General features: G+C 72.3%; 19 protein-coding genes and 1 tRNA gene. 7 read left to right on the plus strand and 13 right to left on the minus strand.

The window, feature by feature from the left end; all coding sequences use genetic code 11:
* Positions 1-15: 15 nt before the first annotated feature.
* From ACZ5ID_RS06680 to ACZ5ID_RS06695, 4 genes are all read left to right on the plus strand, one after another.
* Positions 16-1,290 (plus strand): bifunctional glycosyltransferase family 2/GtrA family protein, encoded by a 1,275-nt coding sequence (locus tag ACZ5ID_RS06680; protein ID WP_468894050.1) that lies wholly within the window; start codon positions 16-18, stop codon positions 1,288-1,290.
* Positions 1,287-3,401, plus strand: a complete 2,115-nt coding sequence (locus ACZ5ID_RS06685) for an ArnT family glycosyltransferase (protein WP_468894052.1) — start codon at positions 1,287-1,289, stop codon at positions 3,399-3,401. The genes ACZ5ID_RS06680 and ACZ5ID_RS06685 overlap by 4 nt, the downstream gene beginning before the upstream one ends.
* Positions 3,402-3,583: 182 nt before the next feature.
* Entirely contained in the window at positions 3,584-5,116 is a 1,533-nt protein-coding gene (locus ACZ5ID_RS06690; protein WP_468894054.1) for an MFS transporter, read from the plus strand.
* A gap of 116 nt (positions 5,117-5,232) precedes the next feature.
* A complete protein-coding gene (locus tag ACZ5ID_RS06695) occupies positions 5,233-6,006 on the plus strand; it encodes a TetR/AcrR family transcriptional regulator (protein WP_468894056.1) in 774 nt (257 codons plus the stop codon).
* Positions 6,007-6,121: 115 nt separating this feature from the next.
* Here the strand turns inward: ACZ5ID_RS06695 and ACZ5ID_RS06700 are convergent, their stop codons facing one another.
* Together ACZ5ID_RS06700 and ACZ5ID_RS06705 are read right to left on the minus strand one after the other, a co-directional pair.
* A complete protein-coding gene (locus tag ACZ5ID_RS06700; protein WP_468894231.1) occupies positions 6,122-7,666 on the minus strand; it encodes an MDR family MFS transporter in 1,545 nt (514 codons plus the stop codon).
* A 115-nt stretch (positions 7,667-7,781) separates the two neighbouring features.
* Positions 7,782-8,267, minus strand: coding sequence for a MarR family winged helix-turn-helix transcriptional regulator (locus ACZ5ID_RS06705; protein ID WP_468894058.1), 486 nt, complete (start codon positions 8,265-8,267; stop codon positions 7,782-7,784).
* 302 nt (positions 8,268-8,569) lie between these two features.
* Between ACZ5ID_RS06705 and ACZ5ID_RS06710 the strand changes: the two genes are divergently transcribed.
* Positions 8,570-8,779, plus strand: coding sequence for a hypothetical protein (locus ACZ5ID_RS06710; RefSeq protein ID WP_468894060.1), 210 nt, complete (start codon positions 8,570-8,572; stop codon positions 8,777-8,779).
* 83 nt (positions 8,780-8,862) lie between these two features.
* Here the strand turns inward: ACZ5ID_RS06710 and ACZ5ID_RS06715 are convergent, their stop codons facing one another.
* The 9 genes from ACZ5ID_RS06715 to ACZ5ID_RS06755 all read right to left on the minus strand — a co-directional run bounded on the left by ACZ5ID_RS06715 (position 8,863) and on the right by ACZ5ID_RS06755 (position 14,427).
* The gene (locus ACZ5ID_RS06715) at positions 8,863-9,744 is read right to left on the minus strand and encodes a hypothetical protein (protein ID WP_468894062.1); all 882 of its coding nucleotides are present in this window, start codon (positions 9,742-9,744) and stop codon (positions 8,863-8,865) included.
* Between the two features lie 118 nt (positions 9,745-9,862).
* Positions 9,863-10,828, minus strand: a complete 966-nt coding sequence (locus ACZ5ID_RS06720) for an RNA polymerase sigma factor SigF (RefSeq protein WP_468894064.1) — start codon at positions 10,826-10,828, stop codon at positions 9,863-9,865.
* Positions 10,829-11,062: 234 nt separating this feature from the next.
* Positions 11,063-11,914 carry an RNA polymerase sigma factor SigF gene (locus ACZ5ID_RS06725; protein ID WP_468894066.1) on the minus strand — a complete coding sequence of 284 codons (852 nt, stop codon included), beginning with the start codon at positions 11,912-11,914 and terminating at the stop codon, positions 11,063-11,065.
* 236 nt (positions 11,915-12,150) lie between these two features.
* Positions 12,151-12,444, minus strand: coding sequence for a Dabb family protein (locus tag ACZ5ID_RS06730; protein WP_468894068.1), 294 nt, complete (start codon positions 12,442-12,444; stop codon positions 12,151-12,153).
* Between the two features lie 64 nt (positions 12,445-12,508).
* Entirely contained in the window at positions 12,509-12,670 is a 162-nt protein-coding gene (locus ACZ5ID_RS06735) for a hypothetical protein (protein ID WP_358836655.1), read from the minus strand.
* A 195-nt stretch (positions 12,671-12,865) separates the two neighbouring features.
* Positions 12,866-12,950, minus strand: a tRNA-Ser gene (locus ACZ5ID_RS06740).
* A 113-nt stretch (positions 12,951-13,063) separates the two neighbouring features.
* Positions 13,064-13,492 (minus strand): tRNA adenosine(34) deaminase TadA, encoded by a 429-nt coding sequence (gene tadA / locus ACZ5ID_RS06745; RefSeq protein ID WP_468894233.1) that lies wholly within the window; start codon positions 13,490-13,492, stop codon positions 13,064-13,066.
* 44 nt (positions 13,493-13,536) lie between these two features.
* On the minus strand, positions 13,537-14,109 hold the full coding sequence (locus ACZ5ID_RS06750) for a tRNA adenosine deaminase-associated protein (protein WP_468894070.1): 573 nt from the start codon (positions 14,107-14,109) through the stop codon (positions 13,537-13,539).
* A gap of 123 nt (positions 14,110-14,232) precedes the next feature.
* On the minus strand, positions 14,233-14,427 hold the full coding sequence (locus tag ACZ5ID_RS06755) for a hypothetical protein (RefSeq protein ID WP_406556330.1): 195 nt from the start codon (positions 14,425-14,427) through the stop codon (positions 14,233-14,235).
* Positions 14,428-14,538: 111 nt separating this feature from the next.
* Between ACZ5ID_RS06755 and upp the strand changes: the two genes are divergently transcribed.
* Entirely contained in the window at positions 14,539-15,174 is a 636-nt protein-coding gene (gene upp / locus ACZ5ID_RS06760) for a uracil phosphoribosyltransferase (RefSeq protein ID WP_468894072.1), read from the plus strand.
* A gap of 160 nt (positions 15,175-15,334) precedes the next feature.
* Here the strand turns inward: upp and ACZ5ID_RS06765 are convergent, their stop codons facing one another.
* On the minus strand, positions 15,335-15,985 hold the full coding sequence (locus tag ACZ5ID_RS06765; RefSeq protein WP_468894074.1) for a LytR C-terminal domain-containing protein: 651 nt from the start codon (positions 15,983-15,985) through the stop codon (positions 15,335-15,337).
* Between the two features lie 157 nt (positions 15,986-16,142).
* Positions 16,143-16,439: a type II toxin-antitoxin system VapB family antitoxin gene (locus ACZ5ID_RS06770; protein ID WP_053725882.1), complete on the minus strand. Its 297-nt coding sequence runs from the start codon at positions 16,437-16,439 to the stop codon at positions 16,143-16,145.
* A gap of 96 nt (positions 16,440-16,535) precedes the next feature.
* On the opposite strand from ACZ5ID_RS06770, the gene ACZ5ID_RS06775 reads away from it, so the two are divergent.
* Complete coding sequence (locus ACZ5ID_RS06775; protein WP_468894076.1) at positions 16,536-18,086, plus strand: helicase HerA-like domain-containing protein; 1,551 nt, start codon at positions 16,536-16,538, stop codon at positions 18,084-18,086.
* Positions 18,087-18,242 lie beyond the last annotated feature (156 nt).

The following is an 18,242-nucleotide window of genomic DNA, read 5'->3' on the forward strand; positions in this document are numbered from 1 at the left end:
GCGAGGGTCGGTGGCATGCGAACCGACATCTCCGTGGGCACCTTGCCGGCCCGTGAGCACCTGCCCGTCGGCGCGGCGGGCGGGCCCGTCCTCGACGTGGTGGTCCCCGTCCACAACGAGGAGAAGGACCTGGAGCCGTGTGTGCGCCGGCTCGGCGAGCACCTCGCCCGGACCTTCCCGTACGCGTTCCGGATCACCGTCGCCGACAACGCCTCCACCGACCGCACCCCCGAGGTCGCGGCGCGGCTGGCCCGGGAGATCGCGGGCGTACGCCATGTCCGGCTGGAGCAGAAGGGGCGCGGGCGGGCGCTGCGGGCCGTGTGGTCGGCCTCGGACGCGCCCGTGCTCGCGTACATGGACGTCGACCTCTCGACCGATCTGAACGCGCTGCTCCCGCTGGTCGCCCCGCTCATCTCGGGCCACTCCGACCTCGCGATCGGCTCCCGGCTCAGCCGGGCCTCGCGGGTGGTGCGCGGACCCAAGCGGGAGTTCATCTCCCGCGCGTACAACCTGATCCTCAGGTCCTCGCTCGCGGCGCGCTTCTCGGACGCCCAGTGCGGGTTCAAGGCGATACGCCGCGAGGTGGCGGAGCGGCTGCTGCCGATGGTGGAGGACACCGGCTGGTTCTTCGACACCGAGCTGCTCGTGCTCGCCGAGCGGGCCGGGCTGCGGATCCACGAGGTGCCGGTGGACTGGGTCGACGACCCGGACTCGACCGTCCACATCGTGCGGACGGCGGCCGACGACCTCAGGGGCGTGTGGCGTATCGGGCGCGCACTGGCCGTCGGCGCGCTCCCGCTGGACCGGCTCGCACGCCCGTTCGGCGACGACCCGCGCGACCGCGCCCTCAGCGGCGTCCCGGGCGGTCTCGCCCGGCAGCTCGTCGGTTTCTGCGTGGTCGGCGCGCTCTCCACCCTCTTCTACCTCGGCCTCTACTCGCTCTTCCGGGCCGGCACCGGGCCCCAAGCGGCCAACGCCGCGGCCCTGTTGGTCTCGGCCGTCGCCAACACCGCCGCCAACCGCCGGCTCACCTTCGGCGTACGGGGGAGGGAGCGCGCGATGCGCCACCAGGCGCAGGGGCTCGTCGTGTTCGCGATCGGGCTCGCCCTGACCAGCGGCTCCCTCGCGGCCCTGGGCGCCGCGGGCGGCGACCCCTCGCACTCCACCGAGCTGGCCGTCCTGGTGACGGCGAACCTGGCCGCCACCGTGCTGCGCTTCCTGCTCTTCCGCGCCTGGGTCTTCCCGGACCGCGCCACTGTGCTCCCCCACCGGAAGGACGCCACCCGATGACCACGACCTCCTGCCCGGCCGACGCGCACGAGGGGGTCGCCGCGGCCCGCCCCCGGGCCGCCGCCGCCCGGCTGTGGCGCGGGCGCGTCACCGACCCGGCCTGGGTACGCCCCGCCTTCCTCGGCCTCCTCCTGCTCACCCTCCTCGGCTACCTCTGGAACCTCACCGCCTCCGGCTACGCCAACTCCTTCTACTCGGCGGCCGTCCAGGCGGGCGGCGAGAGCTGGAAGGCGATGTTCTTCGGCTCGCTGGACTCCGCGAACGCCATCACCGTCGACAAGCCTCCGGCCGCGCTGTGGCCGATGGCGCTCTCGGTGCGGCTCTTCGGCCTCGGCTCCTGGCAGATCCTGCTGCCCGAGGTCCTGATGGGCGTCGGCACGGTGACGGTGCTGTACGCGGCGGTGCGGCGCCGGTTCAGCCCGGCGGCGGGGCTGATCGCGGGCGCGGTGCTCGCCCTCACCCCGGTCGCCGCGCTGATGTTCCGCTTCAACAACCCGGACGCGCTGCTCGCCCTGCTGATGACCGTCACCGTCCACTGCGTGCTGCGCGCCCTGGAGGACGCGCGGACGAAGTGGCTGGTGTGGGCGGGCGTGGCCGTCGGCCTCGCGTTCCTGACCAAGACGCTCCAGGCGTTCCTGATCCTGCCGCCGCTCGCCCTGCTGTACGCGGTGTGCGCGCCGACGCCCCCGCGCAGGCGGCTCGGACAGCTCGCCCTGGCCGGACTGGCGGCCGTGGTGTCCGGCGGCTGGTGGGTGGCGGTGGTGGAGCTGTGGCCCGCCTCCTCGCGCCCGTACATCGGGGGCTCGCAGCACAACTCCTTCCTGGAGCTGACCTTCGGCTACAACGGACTCGGCCGGATCAACGGCGACGAGACCGGCAGTGTGGGCGGCGGTGGCGGTGGCCGGGGAGGCGGCGGCTGGGGCTCGACCGGCCTCGGCCGGATGTTCGGCGCCGAGGTGGGCGGCCAGATCTCCTGGCTGCTGCCGGCCGCGCTGCTGCTGCTCGTCGCGGGCCTGGTGGTCACCTGGCGCGGGAAGCGCACCGACACGGCCCGCGCCGCCTTCCTGGCCTGGGGCGGGGCGCTGCTGACGACGGCCGGGACCTTCAGCTTCATGGCGGGGATCTTCCACCAGTACTACACGGTCGCCCTCGCCCCGTACATCGCCGCGCTGGTGGGCATGGGGGTGACGGTGCTCTGGGAGGAGCGGAGCCGGATCGCCGCGGCCTCGGCGCTGGGTGCGGCGGTGGCGCTGACGGCGTGGTGGTCGTCGGTACTGCTCGGCCGTACGCCGGACTACCTGCCGTGGCTGCGCCGGACGGTGCTGGTCGCGGGGCTCGCCGCGGCCGTCGGGCTGGTCCTGGCGGGACGGCTCGACCGCAGGCTGGCGCTGGGTGCGGCGGGGGTGGGGCTCGCGGCGTCGCTGGCCGGGCCCTTCGCGTACACGATGAGCACGCTGGACACCGGTCACACCGGCTCGATCGTCACGGCGGGTCCGGCCGGGGCGTCCAGGGGCGGCGGTCCCGGGGGCGGCCGGTTCGGGGCGGGACCGGGCGGCCAGGACGGGCGTCCGGGCCCGCGGGCCGGTCAGGGGCAGGGTCCGCAGGGCCCGCAGGGCGGCGCCGGGGCGCTGCCCCCGGGCGGCGCCCCGCAGGGCGGGCCGAACGGCCTGCCGTCCCGGCTCCCCGGCGGCGGTCAGGTCCCCGGCGGGGCCGAGCGCGGCCGTCCCGGCGGCATGGGCGGGCTGCTCGACGGCGCCCGGGTCGGCGCTGAGGCGAAGACCCTGCTGAAGACGGACGCGGACCACTACACCTGGGCCGCCGCCGCGATCGGCGCCCAGAACGCCGCCAGTTACCAACTGGCCACCGCCAGGCCCGTGATGGCGATCGGCGGCTTCAACGGCAGCGACCCCTCGCCCACGCTCGCGCGGTTCAAGACGTACGTGGCCGAGGGGAAGATCCACTACTTCGTCGCCGGCGGTGGCATGGGCGGACGCGGCGGCCCCGGCGGTGAGGCCGGCGGCAGCGCCATCACCACCTGGGTGGAGGCCTCCTTCAAGAAGGTGACCGTCGGCTCGGCCACGTTCTACGACCTGACGGCCCCGGTGAAGTAGGGCGCGCGGGACGGAAAACGGCCGGTGGGCCGGGGTACGAACCCCGGCCCACCGGCCTTTTCGCGTCCGCGCGAGGAGCCCGCCCACCCCTTCCCGAAAACCGCTTTACACCGTACAAGAATCTCCCTTACGGTGTATGACAACGTCCCCATACGCTGTACAACTCCCCCTAGGAGCACCGCATGACGGCCCCGGTCGCCGACCCATCTGCCGCCCCCACCAGGCACCCGCAGCGCTGGCTGATCCTGGGGGTCATCTGTCTGGCACAGCTCACCGTGCTGCTCGACAACACCGTCCTGAACGTCGCGATCCCCTCCCTGACCACCTCGGTCGGCGCCTCGACCGCCGACATCCAGTGGATGATCAACGCGTACTCGCTCGTCCAGTCCGGACTGCTGCTCACCGCGGGCAGCGCCTCCGACCGGTACGGCCGCAAGAAGATGCTCGCGGCCGGGCTCGCCCTCTTCGGCCTCGGCTCGCTGGCGGCCGGACTCTCCCAGAGCGCCGGGCAGTTGATAGCCGCCCGCGCGGGCATGGGCGTCGGCGGCGCCCTGCTGATGACCACCACCCTCGCCGTCGTCGTGCAGATCTTCGACGACGAGGAGCGGGTGAAGGCCATCGGGCTGTGGGCCACGGTCAACTCGCTCGGCTTCGCCGCCGGGCCGCTGATCGGCGGGGTGATGCTCGACCACTTCTGGTGGGGCGCCATCTTCCTGGTCAACATCCCGGTCGCGGCGATCGGCCTGGTGGCCGTCCTCGCCCTGGTCCCGGAGTCGAAGAACCCGCTGGGCGACCGGCCGGACCTGCTCGGCGCGCTGCTCTCCACGGTCGGCATGACCGGAGTGGTGTACGCGATCATCTCCGGCCCCGGCCACGGCTGGACCTCGGCGCACGTGCTGGTCCCGGCCGCGGTGGGCCTGGTCTTCCTGGCCGCGTTCGCCCGCTGGGAGCTGTCGATCCCGTACCCGATGCTGGACATGCACTTCTTCCGCAACCAGCGGTTCACCGGCGCGGTCGCGGGCTCGATCCTGGTCGCGTTCGGCATGGGCGGCTCGCTCTTCCTGCTCACCCAGCACCTCCAGTTCGTGCTGGGCTACGGGCCGCTGGAGGCGGGGCTGCGCACGGCGCCGCTGGCGCTGAGCGTGATCGCGCTGAACGTGGCGGGGGTGGGCGCGCGGCTGCTGCCCAAGCTGGGCACGCCCCGCACGATCGCGCTGGGCATGGCGGCGAACGCGGCCGGACTCGCGGCGATAGCCCTGCTCGGCCGTGAGCACTACAGCGGGATGCTGCTGGGCCTGGTGGTGATGGGCGCGGGCATCGCCGTCTCGATGCCGGCCATGGCCAACACCCTGATGGGCGCGATCCCGCCGGAGAAGGCGGGCGTGGGCGCGGGCGTCAACGGCACGCTGGCGGAGTTCGGCAACGGGCTCGGTGTGGCCGTGCTCGGCGCGGTCCTCAACTCCCGCTTCGCCGCGCTGGTCCCGTCCGTGGTGGGCGCGGCCTCGCTCCCGGCGGCGCTCGCGGCGGCGGGCGACGAGGCCGAGCGCTCGCGGATCTCGGACGCGTTCGCCTCCGGGCTCCAGACCAGCCAGCTGGTCGGCGCGGTGGCGGTGCTGGCGGGCGGCCTGCTCGCCGCGGCGCTGCTGGCCAGGGCCGAGCGCGGTGGCGGCGGCGGGGCCCAGGCCCCCGCGCCGCAGGCCGTGCCCGCGGCATAGCATCGGACCAGCGGTCGGCGGAGGCAGCAATTCCGCCGACCGCTGTGGCCGATGCCGCACGAACGGCGTACGACCTGTGTACGTACAGTCCGACGACCCGACGAGGAGGGCACGCCATGGTGTCGGCAGCCGAGCGCGCGAAGAACCCGATGCGGACCAGTGTGTGGCTGGCGGCCGGCAGGTCCGCGGGCCGGACCCGGCGGGCCGGGCAGCCGACGGCCGCGCTCGACCGGGACAGGATCGTCACGGAGTCGGTCCGGCTCCTCGACAGCGAGGGCGCGGCGAAGTTCTCCATGCGCCGGCTCGCGGCCGAGCTCGGGGTCACCGCGATGTCCCTGTACTGGTACGTGGACACCAAGGACGACCTGCTTGAGCTCGCCATGGACGCGGTCGCCGCCGAGGTGCCGGTCCCGGACGTGACCCAGGAGGACGCCGACTGGCGCGACCAGATCCGCGCCCTGGCGATCGGCTACCGGGCGATGCTCGTCCGCCACCCCTGGGTGTCCCCCCTGATGGGCCGCTATCTGAACATCGGCCCGAACTTCCTGGCCTTCTCGATCGCCGCCCAGACGGTCATGGCCCGCAGCGGACTGCCCGCGCACGGGGTGACCGGCGGCCTGGCGGCGGTGTTCCAGTTCGTGTACGGATTCGGCACGATCGAGGGCCAGTTCGTCGCGCGGTGCGCGGAGGCCGGAGTCACCGAGGACGAGTACTTCGCCCAGGCGATGGGCACCGTACGCGAACGCCCCGAACTCCACGAGCGGTTCGCGATGGCGGAGGAGCTCATGGAGGCGCGGGGCGGCGACACGGTGGCGGAGATGCGCGAGCGCGACTTCGTCTTCGCGCTGGACCTGCTGATCGCGGGGATCGAGGCGAAGCGGGAGGGATAGCACGAAGGGGCCCACGGGCGATGCGCGTGGGCCCCTTCGCGGGGGAGTGGGGCGACGGGCCGTCCCCTGCCCGTCGCCCCGGTATCGGGTGCCTCCGCTCGGGACACCCGAGCTTCTAGGAGGCCGCGGCCTTCTGCTGCTCCGCGGGCTCCGCCGGGGCCGTCGCGCGGGACTTCAGCGCGACCTCCTTGATGAACAGCGTCACGAAGAAGGCGAGCAGGGCGCACGGCGCCGCGTAGAGGAAGACGTCCGCCACACCGTGGCCGTACGCGCTCTCCACCACCGTCCGCAGCGGCGCGGGCATCTTGTCCAGGTCCGGGATGCCACCACCACCGCCGCCCTGGGCGAGAGCCGCGCCCTTGGGGCCGAGGTCGGCCAGACCGTCCTTGACGTAGTGGGTGACCCGGTTCGCCATCACGGCGCCCAGGGCGGACACGCCCACCGCACCGCCGAGCGAGCGGAAGAACGTCACCACGGACGAGGCCGAGCCGAGGTCCGCCGCGGAGACCTGGTTCTGCGTGCACAGCACCAGGTTCTGCATCATCATGCCGATGCCGAGGCCCATCAGCGCCATGTAGATCGCCAGCTGCCAGTACGCGGTGTCGTACCGCATCGTGCCGAGCAGCGCGAGCCCGGCCGTCACCAGCACACCGCCGCTGACCAGCCACGCCTTCCAGCGCCCGGTCTTGGTGATGACCTGGCCGGAGACCGTGGAGGAGATGAACAGACCGGCGATCATCGGAATGGTCAGGACCCCGGACATGGTCGGGGACTCGCCGCGGGCCAGCTGGAAGTACTGGCTGAAGAACACCGTGCCGGAGAACATCGCCACACCCACGAAGAGCGAGGCCAGCGACGCCAGGGTGATCGTCCGGTTGCGGAACAGCCGCAGCGGGATGATCGGTTCGGACGCCTTCGACTCCACGTACACGAAGACCGCGCCCAGCAGCACCGAGCCGCCGACCATCGCCGCCGTCTGCCAGGAGATCCAGTCGTACTTGTCGCCCGCGAAGGTCACCCACACCAGCAGCAGCGAGACCGCGGCGCTGATGAAGAGCGCGCCCGCCCAGTCGACCTTGACCTCGCGCCGGACCACCGGCAGCTTCAGCGTCTTCTGGAGGACGATCAGCGCGATGACCGCGAAGGGCACACCGACGTAGAAGCACCAGCGCCAGCCGAGCCACTCGGTGTCGGTGATGACACCGCCGAGCAGCGGGCCGCCGACCGTCGCGACCGCGAACGTGGCACCGAGGTAGCCGCTGTACCGGCCGCGCTCACGCGGCGCGATCATCGCGGCCATGATGATCTGGGCGAGCGCGGAGAGACCGCCGACGCCGATGCCCTGGACGACACGGCAGGCGATCAGCATGCCCGCGTTCTGCGAGAGCCCGGCGACCACCGAACCGCTGACGTAGATGATCAGGGCTATCTGGACCAGCAGCTTCTTACTGAAGAGGTCCGAGAGCTTGCCCCACAGCGGGGTGGTCGCGGTCATCGCGAGCAGCGAGGCCGTGACGACCCAGGTGTACGCGGACTGGCCACCGCCCAGGTCGCCGATGATGTGGGGAAGGGCGTTGGAGACGATCGTCGAGGACAGGATGGCGACGAACATGCCGAGCAGCAGCCCGGACAGCGCCTCCATGATCTGCCGGTGAGTCATCGGCGCGCCGCCGTCGGGCCCCTGGTGGTGACCTCCGTGGGCGGTGCTGCCGTCCCGCACACCGGCCGGTGTGGATGTAGCCATGAACTTCCTTCTCTGTACGTCTGGTGGGCCGTTACGCCTGTCGCGCGGCGGGTGTACGGGTGAGCGGCGCGGGGTGGATCAAACGTTCCTCGCGGCAGTCGAAGCTCTCTCTGAGCCGCGCGAGCATGATGTTCAGCTGTCCGACCTCGTCGTCGGACCAGTCCCGCAGGGTCCGGGCGAACATCTCCGCGGTGCGCCGCCCGAGCTCGTCGAGCATGTCCCGGCCGGCCGGGGTCAGCCGCAGGATGCGGGAGCGCTTGTCCAGCGGGTCCGGGTCGCGCTCGATCCAGCCGCGTGCGGCCACATGGGTGACATGGCGGCTGGTCACCGACATGTCCACGTCGAGCAGTTCGGCGAGCCCGCTGATGCGCATCTCGCCGTGGCGGCCGAGGAGGGTGAGCACGGCGGCGGAGCCGGCCGGGCACTCGGCCGGCAGGATCCGCCCGAGCCCGCGCTTGACGGCCCCGATGGCGCTGAGCTGTCGGGCGAGCTCCTCGTAGTGGCTCTGCGCGGCCATCGGCTCCTCCGGTCCGGGCGTCACTGATCCGCTGATGTTGTTGCTTAGGGCAACCATAGAGGTGATTGGTTGCTGAAGGCAAGTGAATGGGGGGAGGGGCGGGCAAAGTGAACGCAAAGGGTTCGCATATGGGAAGTCAATGCGCAGGTCAGGGGTGAGACGGGGTGGCGGGCCGGGGCGTGGCGGGCCGAGCCGTGGGCGCTCCTGGCGGGTGTGCGGACGCCGAGAGCGTGTGGTGTGCGTGCCCGCGTGCGCGGGGGCGGGGGTTGGGCGGGGCCCGGGACTTCGCTAGGGTCCGGTGCATGGCACACAACACCCCGGGCCCCGAGGGCAACTACGACCCCGCGGGCAGCACGCAGATGTTCCGCGCCTTCGTCGACGAGGGCGCGCCGCAGGGCCGCCAGGCGGCCACCCCCGCCGCGGCGCCGGCCGGTCCGCGCGTCGGCCTGATCGTGGGCGTCGTCCTCGTCCTCGCCGTCCTCGCGGGCGTCGCCTGGCTCGCGCTGGGCTGAGTCCGCTCGGGCCGAGTCCGCGCCGGGCCGAGCCCCTGCTCGGCTGAGCCCGTCCTCCCGTGCCCCCTTCGAGGCCCGTTCGGTCACCGCCAGTCGGCGGTCACCGAGCGGGTCTCGATGTGCATGCCCAGCGGTACGCGCCAGGCGTCCACGCAGATCGTGTACGTCCGTGAGGCCGTCGCGCCGGCGGGGACGGGGGCGAGCGGCCGGGTGGAGGTCAGGGTGGCCCAGTCGACGCCGAGCAGCCCGATGACATGGGTGGCGAAGGTGAGCGTGCCGGACGTCACGGGGGTGCCGCCGGTATTGCGGAGCGGCAGGGTGACGGATTCGCACCAGCGGGTGGGGCCGGGGGTCCGGACGGGGGCGCCGAGGGTCAGGGCGGGGGGCGTCGGCGGGCGAGGGGTGGTGCCGCCTGTGGTTCCGCCCGCACTGGCCGAGGACCCGCCGGTGCTGCCGCTGCCGCTGCCGCCCGTGCCGCCACCGGTGCCGCCTGCGCCACCTGTGCCATTGCCCGTGCTTCCGCTTCCGCTTCCGCCCGGTGCCGGGCTCCCGGTGCCGGGTTCGCCCGTGGTGCCCGCGCCGTTTCCGCCGGGCGCCGGGGCGGTCGGGCCGGTGCCCGTGGCGGTGCCGGGGGTGCCGGCGCCTCCGGCCGTGCTGTCTGCGACCGGCGCCGGGGCGCTGTGGTTCTCGTGGGGTCCGCCGCCGCCGGTGGTGCCGCTGGGGGCGGCGGGGCCGGGTGCGTGGGCGCTCCCGTCCCGTCCGGCCGCGCTCCCCGCCCCGTCCAGCGGGATCAACTCCACCTTGCCGCTGGGCGGAACCGGCCCGCTCGGTGCGGTCTCCGGCCCGGAACCGGCCGCTCCCACGGCCACATAGGGCTTACCGCCCTCCCCGCCGCAGGCGGCCAGCGCGCCGCCCAGGGCGAGCGTGGCAGCCGCCGATACGCCGATCAACGCAGCACGTCGCATCGGGCCAGTGTTGCTGACGACCCGTCAATTGTGAACCCGGCGAAGGGACCGGGGACCCGGCGCCCCGCGAGCGCGGCCCGGGGGCCGGGCGGGCGGGGCGGCGGGGCCGCAACACGCCCTAGTCCGCGATCAGGCCCTCCCGCAGCTGCGCCAGCGTCCTCGTCAGGAGGCGGGAGACGTGCATCTGGGAGATGCCGACCTCCTCGCCGATCTGGGACTGCGTCATGTTCGCGAAGAAGCGGAGCATGATGATCTGGCGTTCGCGCGGGGGGAGTTTGGCCAGGAGGGGCTTGAGGGACTCGCGGTACTCCACGCCCTCCAGCGCCGCGTCCTCGTAGCCGAGACGGTCCGCGAGGGAACCCTCGCCGCCGTCGTCCTCCGGGGAGGGGGAGTCGAGCGAGGAGGCCGTGTACGCGTTGCCGACCGCGAGGCCGTCCACCACGTCCTCTTCGGAGACGCCGAGGACCGCGGCCAGCTCCGGCACCGTCGGGGAGCGGTCGAGCTTCTGGGCCAGCTCGTCGCTCGCCTTGGTCAGGGCCAGACGCAGCTCCTGGAGGCGGCGCGGGACCCGTACCGACCACGACGTGTCGCGGAAGAAGCGCTTGATCTCACCGACCACCGTCGGCATGGCGAAGGTCGGGAACTCCACGCCCCGCTCGCAGTCGAAGCGGTCGATCGCCTTGATCAGGCCGATCGTGCCGACCTGGACGATGTCCTCCATCGGCTCGTTGCGGGAGCGGAACCGCGCCGCCGCGTACCGCACCAGCGGCAGGTTGAGCTCGATCAGGGTGTCGCGTACGTACGTACGCTCCGGGCTCTCCGCGCTGCCCAGCGCGGCCAGCCGCAGGAACAGGGAGCGGGACAGCGTGCGGGTGTCGAGCGGTTCGTGGGAGCCCGTCGTGCCCGCCGTCTCCCGCCGGGGGGCGGTGAGGGGGGCCGTGGGGCCCGCGGAGTCGAGCGCCTCGGGGGAGCCGGGCACGGCGCAGATGTCGATTACTTCCGGGCCGATCGGCACACCGGGCGCGGGGACGCTCTTCATGAGCGTGAGCACCTGCACCTTTGAGCTGCCCTGTTCTGCGGACATGCCACCCCCTTGAGGTCGCGGACGGTCGCGGTGGCCACGACCATCGGAGGAACGCAGCCTCCACCTGAATACCGGAGGCGGAGCTGCGGCAAACGCGGTTCCTGCAGAATGTCACATGTCGGCAACGCGCTGTAGTGACATGTCGACAAGTCCGGGCCGGATACGCGCAGTTAGCAGGGGGTGTGCCGATTTCACCGCCGGATTGTTCACCCAAAGGTGGATCACCCGATCCGGTTACGCCTCGATTCGATTTGCGGATCGCAGTCGGGCGAAGCTCCTGGCCAGCAGCCTGGACACATGCATCTGGGACACGCCCAGCTCCTGGCTGATCTGGGACTGCGTCAGATTGCTGTAGTAGCGCAGCATCAGGATCCGCTGCTCGCGTTCGGGCAGTTGTACGAGGAGGTGGCGGACCAGGTCCCGGTGCTCCACGCCCGCCAGCGCCGGGTCCTCGTACCCCAGCCGGTCGAGCAGGCCCGGCAGGCCGTCGCCCTCCTGGGCCGCTTCCAGCGAGGTCGCGTGGTACGAGCGGCCCGCCTCGATGCAGGCGAGCACCTCGTCCTCGCCGATCTTCAGCCGGTCGGCGATCTCGGCGGTCGTCGGGGAGCGGCCGTGAAGGGTCGTCAGGTCCTCGGTGGCCCCGTTGACCTGCACCCACAGCTCGTGGAGGCGGCGCGGGACGTGGACGGTGCGGACGTTGTCGCGGAAGTACCGCTTGATCTCGCCCACAACCGTCGGCATGGCGAAGGTGGGGAACTGCACCCCGCGCTCCGGGTCGAAGCGGTCGATGGCGTTGATCAGACCGATCGTGCCGACCTGGACCACGTCCTCCATCGGCTCGTTGCGGGAGCGGAACCGCGCCGCCGCGTACCGCACCAGCGGCAGGTTGGCCTCGATCAGCGCCCCGCGCACCCGGTGGTGCTCCGGTGTGCCCGGCTCCAGGCACTTGAGCTGCCCGAAGAGCACCTGGGTGAGCGCCCGGGTGTCCGCGCCCCGGCTGCTGGTGCGCACGGGAGCCCGGTGGCCCTCGGCGGCCTCCTGGGGCTCGTTCTGGGGCGGCACTTGAGGTGCGGTACTGGCCGGCACGGTCAACGCCACCCCTTTGAGGTCACTGCGTGGTCAAGGTCGCGGTCAACTTCGGTCGAACCATCGTCGACTCATCCGTCAAAAGCGGTCATAGCATCACAAGACATGTCCACTGTGTGCAAGCACCGTATAACCACGTGTTGGGGGCAAGTTGGACACCGGACCCGCGCGGTGCCCGGCCCCGGGTACGCGAAAGGCCCCGCACCCGGTGGTGCGGGGCCCTGCGGCGCGAGGGCTCAGAACGGGTAGTCGGCGATCACCCACGTGGCGAACTCGCGCCACCGCGCGGCTGCCGCCTGGTGGGCCGGGTGTTCGAGGTAGCGCTTGAGCGCGTCCGCGTCCTCGACCGCCGAGTTGATGGCGAAGTCGTACGCGATGGGCCGGTCGGTGATGTTCCAGGCGCACTCCCAGAACCTCAGCTCGGGGACGAGCCCGTCCAGTTCCCGGAACGCCTTCACGCCGGCGGCCACCCGCGCCTCGTCGCGGGCCACGCCCTCGTTGAGCTTGAAGAGGACCAGATGGCGGATCATGTGTGCTCCTTGCCGTACGTACGTGTCAGCGCCCCCGCCGATCGTACGAGCGGCCCGGTGCGGCTCAGCGGACCAGCTCGGTCATGAACTGGCCGATGCCCTTGGCGGCGGAGGAGATCCCCACGAACCCCGTCTGGACCATCCCCGCGGCCTCCACGGGCGAGGTGATGATCGTGTACAGCACGAAGACGACCGCGCAGTAGAGCAGCACCTTCTTCACGTCCACGTGCGTGCACCCTCCCCCGGCTCCCCTGTGCGCTCGCGTGAGTCTAACCAACACGCGTTCCCCCGTCCCCACCCTGTTCGAAGGACCCACAAGGACACACAGGGATCGCGGGCACCAGACGTCACGGGAAAGGGCGCAGGAGGGGGCGCGGGAGACGCAAGAAGGGCCCCGACACTGTCGGGGCCCTTCTGAGAGCGGTAGCGGAGGGATTTGAACCCTCGGTGACTTGCGCCACACTCGCTTTCGAGGCGAGCTCCTTCGGCCGCTCGGACACGCTACCGAGAGAGAGCTTAGCCCAAGGTGGCCCGTGGTTTGAAATCCGTATGCGGCGGCCGGGGTGAGACGTGGGTCACGGGCCGTCCCGAGGCCCTTCGCGGACCGGCCGGCGGCCCCTCAGCGCTCCCGGAAGAACGCCGTCAGCTGACGGGAGCACTCCTCCTCCAGGACGCCCTGGACCACCTCGGGGCGGTGGTTGAGCCGCCGGTCGCGCACCAGGTCCCACAGGGACCCGGCCGCGCCCGCCTTCTCGTCGCGCGCCCCGTACACGACCCGTTCGACCCGGGACTGCACCAGCGCGCCCGCGCACATGACGCACGGCTCCAGGGTCACCACGAGCGTGCAGCCGGTCAGCCGCCACTCGCCGGTCCGTTCGGCCGCCCGCCGGAGCGCGACGATCTCCGCGTGCCCCGTGGGGTCGCCGGTGATCTCGCGCTCGTTGTGGGCGGTCGCCAGCACCTCGCCGGCCGCGGACAGCACGACGGCGCCGACCGGCACGTCGCCGGCCAGCGCGGCCCGCCCGGCCTCCCCGAGGGCGGTGCGCATCGGCTCCGCCCAGGGGTCGCGTACGGGATCGTGCGCCTCGGCCACTAGCGCACGGCCTCCAGCACCTCGGCCGCTCCCAGCACATCGGCGATCTCCACCAGCGCGTCGGAGTCGAGCGTGAGCAGCTGGCCCTCGCTCACGCCGAGGTCGGCGAGGATCGCGGTGTCCCCGAGCGGGCCCGCGGGCACCGGGTCGACGGCCTCCACGACTTCGTCGTCCGGGTCCTCCTGTTCGTCGAGGTCGCCGTCCTCCGTGCCGTCGAGGTCCAGCGCGTCCAGATCGACGACGTCGTCGTCGGCGGCGGCCGGGTCCCGGCCGAGCAGTTCGTCGGTGAGGAGGATCTCCCCGTACGAGGAACGGGCGGCGGCTGCGGCGTTGGAGACGTAGATGCGCGGGTCCTCCTCGCCGTCCACCCGAACGACGCCGAACCAGACATCCTCCTGCTCGATGAAGACGAGCACCGTGTCGTCGGCCCCGTCGGCCGTGGCCTCCCGGGCCAGGTCGGCGAGATCGGCGAGGGTCTCCACATCGTCGAGCTCCGTGTCGCTCGCTTCCCACCCGTCTTCGGTGCGCGCGAGCAGTGCGGCGAAGTACACCGTGACTCTCCCACTGGTCATAGGCGTGCCGGTTGGGGGTCCCCCCGGCCGTGGCTTCCCTGGAATCGTTGCAGAAACAACGCCGTTGCGAGAGTTCTTCCGCGGTTGCGTTTCTCCGGGCGCTTCGCTGGTCCGGTTCTCAGGTCACCAGCGGAAGGTTCGCATGCGCATGGCCTGGCGCATACGGGCCGCGCGGGCGCGGCGGGGCTGGACACGATCGCGCAGGGCCTTGGCCTCGTGCAGTTCGCGCAGGAACTGGGCGCGTCGGCGCCGCCGCTCGGCGTCCGTCTCGGGCCGCGCGTCGACCGTTTCGTCCCTGCCGTCCTGCTTGTCCGTCATGAGTGGGCACCGCCCCGGGGTGTGTCAGTCCCTCCCACCTTCCCCCGGGTGGGTGGTTTGATGCCAGCGCTCACGGCGCGGGCGGGCCGTCGGCCCGGTTACTGTGGGGTTATGCGTCTCCACGTCGTCGACCACCCCCTGGTCGCCCACAAGCTCACCACCCTGCGCGACAAGCGCACCGACTCGCCGACCTTCCGGCGCCTCGCCGACGAGCTGGTCACCCTGCTCGCGTACGAGGCCACGCGCGACGTGCGCACCGAGCAGGTCGACATCGAGACCCCGGTGACCCCGACGACGGGCGTGAAGCTGTCGCACCCGCGTCCGCTGGTCGTCCCGATCCTGCGGGCGGGCCTCGGCATGCTGGACGGCATGGTGCGCCTGCTGCCGACCGCCGAGGTGGGCTTCCTGGGCATGATCCGCAACGAGGAGACCCTGGAGGCCTCCACGTACGCGACGCGTATGCCGGAGGACCTCTCGGGCCGCCAGGTGTACGTCCTGGACCCGATGCTGGCCACGGGCGGCACGCTGGTCGCCGCGATCAAGGAGCTCATCCGGCGCGGCGCGGACGACGTGACGGCGGTCGTCCTGCTGGCCGCGCCCGAGGGCGTCGAGGTCATGGAGCGCGAGCTGGCGGGGACCCCGGTGACGGTGGTGACGGCGTCGGTGGACGAGCGGCTCAACGAGCAGGGGTACATCGTGCCCGGGCTCGGGGACGCGGGGGACCGCATGTACGGGACGGCCGACTAGCCGGCCGGGTTTCTCCGGCGGGGCACAGCCCCCACAGGCCCCCGGCCGCCCGTCGGCCCGGGGGTCTTCTGCTGCCCGGCCTCCCCCGGGCGCGGGAGCGGCCGGGAGACCGGGGCCGGGCGGCACGTCGCGGGCGCCGGGAGAGCGGTCGGCCGGCGCCCTAGCACTTCGTGGGCGCCGGGAGGGGCTTGCCCAGGGCGGACAGGGCCGTCGCCGCCTGTTGCGCCGGGTCCAGTGCCTGGAAGGTGGAGCCCAGGATGAGGTCGACGTCCGGCGTCGTGCGCGCGTCCGTCTTCTGGGCCGCGCCCTTCAGCTGCGTACCCAGCACGGAGAAGGCGCCCCGGGTCGCCCCGGGTGCCCCCAGCAGTATCCCGTTCCCGGTGACCTTCTTGTCGTACTCGGCCGGCGCGTTCCCCACCTTGCCGATGGCGAAGCCGCGCTTCTTCAGCTCGTCCGCCGTGTCCTTGGCCAGCCCGCCCCGCGGTGTCGCGTTGTAGACGTTCACCGTGATCTGGGCGGGCTTGGGCAGCGCGGCGGCTGCGGCGGCCGGCGCGGCGGAAGCGGAGGGCGAGGGTGATGGACTCGGCGCGCAGTCGTGCTTCGCGCCGGCCGTCTTCTTCTTCGCGCCGTCCGACCCACCGAAGACGTCGATGAGCTGGATCGTCCCCCAGCCGATCAGCCCGAGGACCACGACGGCGGCGACGACCGCGAGCAGAAGCCGGCCGCGTCGGCGGGGGCGACGCATCCTGGGGTACTTGTCGCCCGTGATGCGGTACTTTCCGCCCATGCCGGGGGGAGTGAGCATGCTCATATGCGCAGCGTAGTGCGGCCCGGTGGCGATGCCTACTAAATGATCAATGGATCGCGTCCGTATGAGCGGTAAAGAGCCCGAAAGGATCAGTACGGACCGGCTCGTACGGAGTGTCGGGGCCCTCGGCGGGCGACCGGGCCGCCCGTCGGTCCGCCCGTCAGTCCATTTCCAGGACGCGCGCGTGCAGCACCTGGCGCTGCTGGAGCGCCGCCCGAACCGCCCGGTGCAGCCCGTCCTCCAGGTAGAGGTCGCCCTGCCACTTCACGACGTGCGCGAAGAGGTCGCCGTAGAACGTGGAGTCCTCCGCGAGCAGGGTCTCCAGGTCGAGCTGCCCCTTGGTGGTGACGAGCTGATCGAGCCGGACCGGGCGCGGCGCGACGTCCGCCCACTGCCGGGTGCTTTCCCGGCCGTGGTCGGGGTACGGCCGCCCGCTTCCGATGCGCTTGAAGATCACACGGAAAGCCTACCGGGCAAGCGGCTCCGGGCGCAGCCATGGTGCGTGAGTGCGATCCTGGGGCAATCTCCGCAATGCCGACATAGGGGGCTCGCCATGACCGCCAGCGACGACGACACCGCCGCCTCCTCCGTCGCCCTTCCGCCCCCCGTCGCCGAGATCGCCACCGGGTACTCCTTCACCGGCCCCGCCCTGGAGCTCGGCGCCGCGCTGTGGGAGGGGCACTGCCACCCGGGGGCGCCCGTCCGTATCCCGCTCGCCATGCTCAACCGGCACGGCCTGGTCGCCGGGGCCACCGGCACCGGCAAGACCAAGACGCTCCAGCTCATCGCCGAGCAGCTGTCCGCGAACGGCGTGCCGGTCTTCCTCGCCGACGTGAAGGGCGATGTCTCCGGGATCTCCGCGCCCGGCCAGGGCGGCGAGAAGGTGCGGCAGCGGGCGGCGGAGGTGGGCCAGGAGTGGGAGGCGGCCGGCTTCCCCTGCGAGTTCTACGCGCTCGGCGGCATCGGCACCGGCATCCCGCTGCGCGCCACGGTCACCGGTTTCGGGCCGGTGCTGCTGTCCAAGGTGCTGCAACTCAACCAGACCCAGGAGCAGTCGCTCGGCCTGATCTTCCACTACGCCGACTCCAAGGGCCTGGAGCTGTACGACCTGAAGGACCTCAAGGCGGTCACCGCCTTCCTCGTCTCCGACGTCGGCAAGCCGGAGCTGAAGGGGATCGGCGGGCTGTCGTCGGTGACCGCCGGGGTGATCCTGCGCGCGATCACGGCCTTCGAGCAGCAGGGCGCGAACGCGTTCTTCGGCGAGCCGGAGTTCGACGTGACCGAGCTGCTCCGCCTGGCGCCGGACGGCCGGGGGCTGGTGTCCGTACTGGAGCTGCCGGCCGTCCAGGACAAGCCCCACCTCTTCTCCACCTTCCTGATGTGGCTGCTGGCGGAGCTGTTCAACGGACTGCCGGAGGTGGGGGACGTGGACCGGCCCAAGCTGGTGTTCTTCTTCGACGAGGCGCATCTGCTGTTCAGCGGGGCGTCCAAGGCGTTCCTGGAGTCGATCACGCAGACGGTACGGCTGATCCGCTCCAAGGGGGTCGGCATCTTCTTTGTGACGCAGACGCCGAAGGACGTGCCCTCCGATGTGCTGGCGCAGCTGGGCAACCGGGTGCAGCACGCGCTGCGGGCGTTCACTCCGGACGACGAGAAGGCGCTGCGGGCGACGGTACGGACGTTCCCGAAGTCGCCGTACGACCTGGAGGAGCTGCTCACCGGGCTCGGTACGGGCGAGGCGGTGGTCACGGTCCTGAGCGAGAACGGCGCGCCGACGCCGGTGGCGGCGACGCGGTTGCGGGCGCCGGGGTCCCTGATGGGGCCGGTGCCGGCGGAGGAGCTCGACCGGGCGGTCAGGGCGTCGGCGCTGTACGGGCGGTACGCGGAGGCGGTGGACCGCGAGTCGGCGTTCGAGAAGCTGGCGGGGGCGCCGGCGCCGGCGGAGGTGCCGAAGGTGCCGGAGGCGGCGGGCGCCAAGGGGGAGAAGTCGTTGGCGGAGCAGGTGGTGGGGAGTGGGGTGTTCCGGTCGCTGGCGCGGTCTGTGGGGTCACAGTTGGGGCGGGAGATCACGCGGTCGTTGTTCGGGACGCGGCGGCGGCGATGATGTCCGGGCTTTGATCGCCCCCACCCCGAGCCCCGGTAGTCCACCAGCGGACCGCGGAGGGTCGCGGGGGGGGGGGGGGGGGGGGGAGGGGAGAGGGAAGGAGGGGGGGGGGGGGGGGGGGAAGAAAGGGAGAGGGAGAGAAAAAAAACAAGACAA

The organism is Streptomyces sp. NPDC031670 (assembly GCF_055580545.1).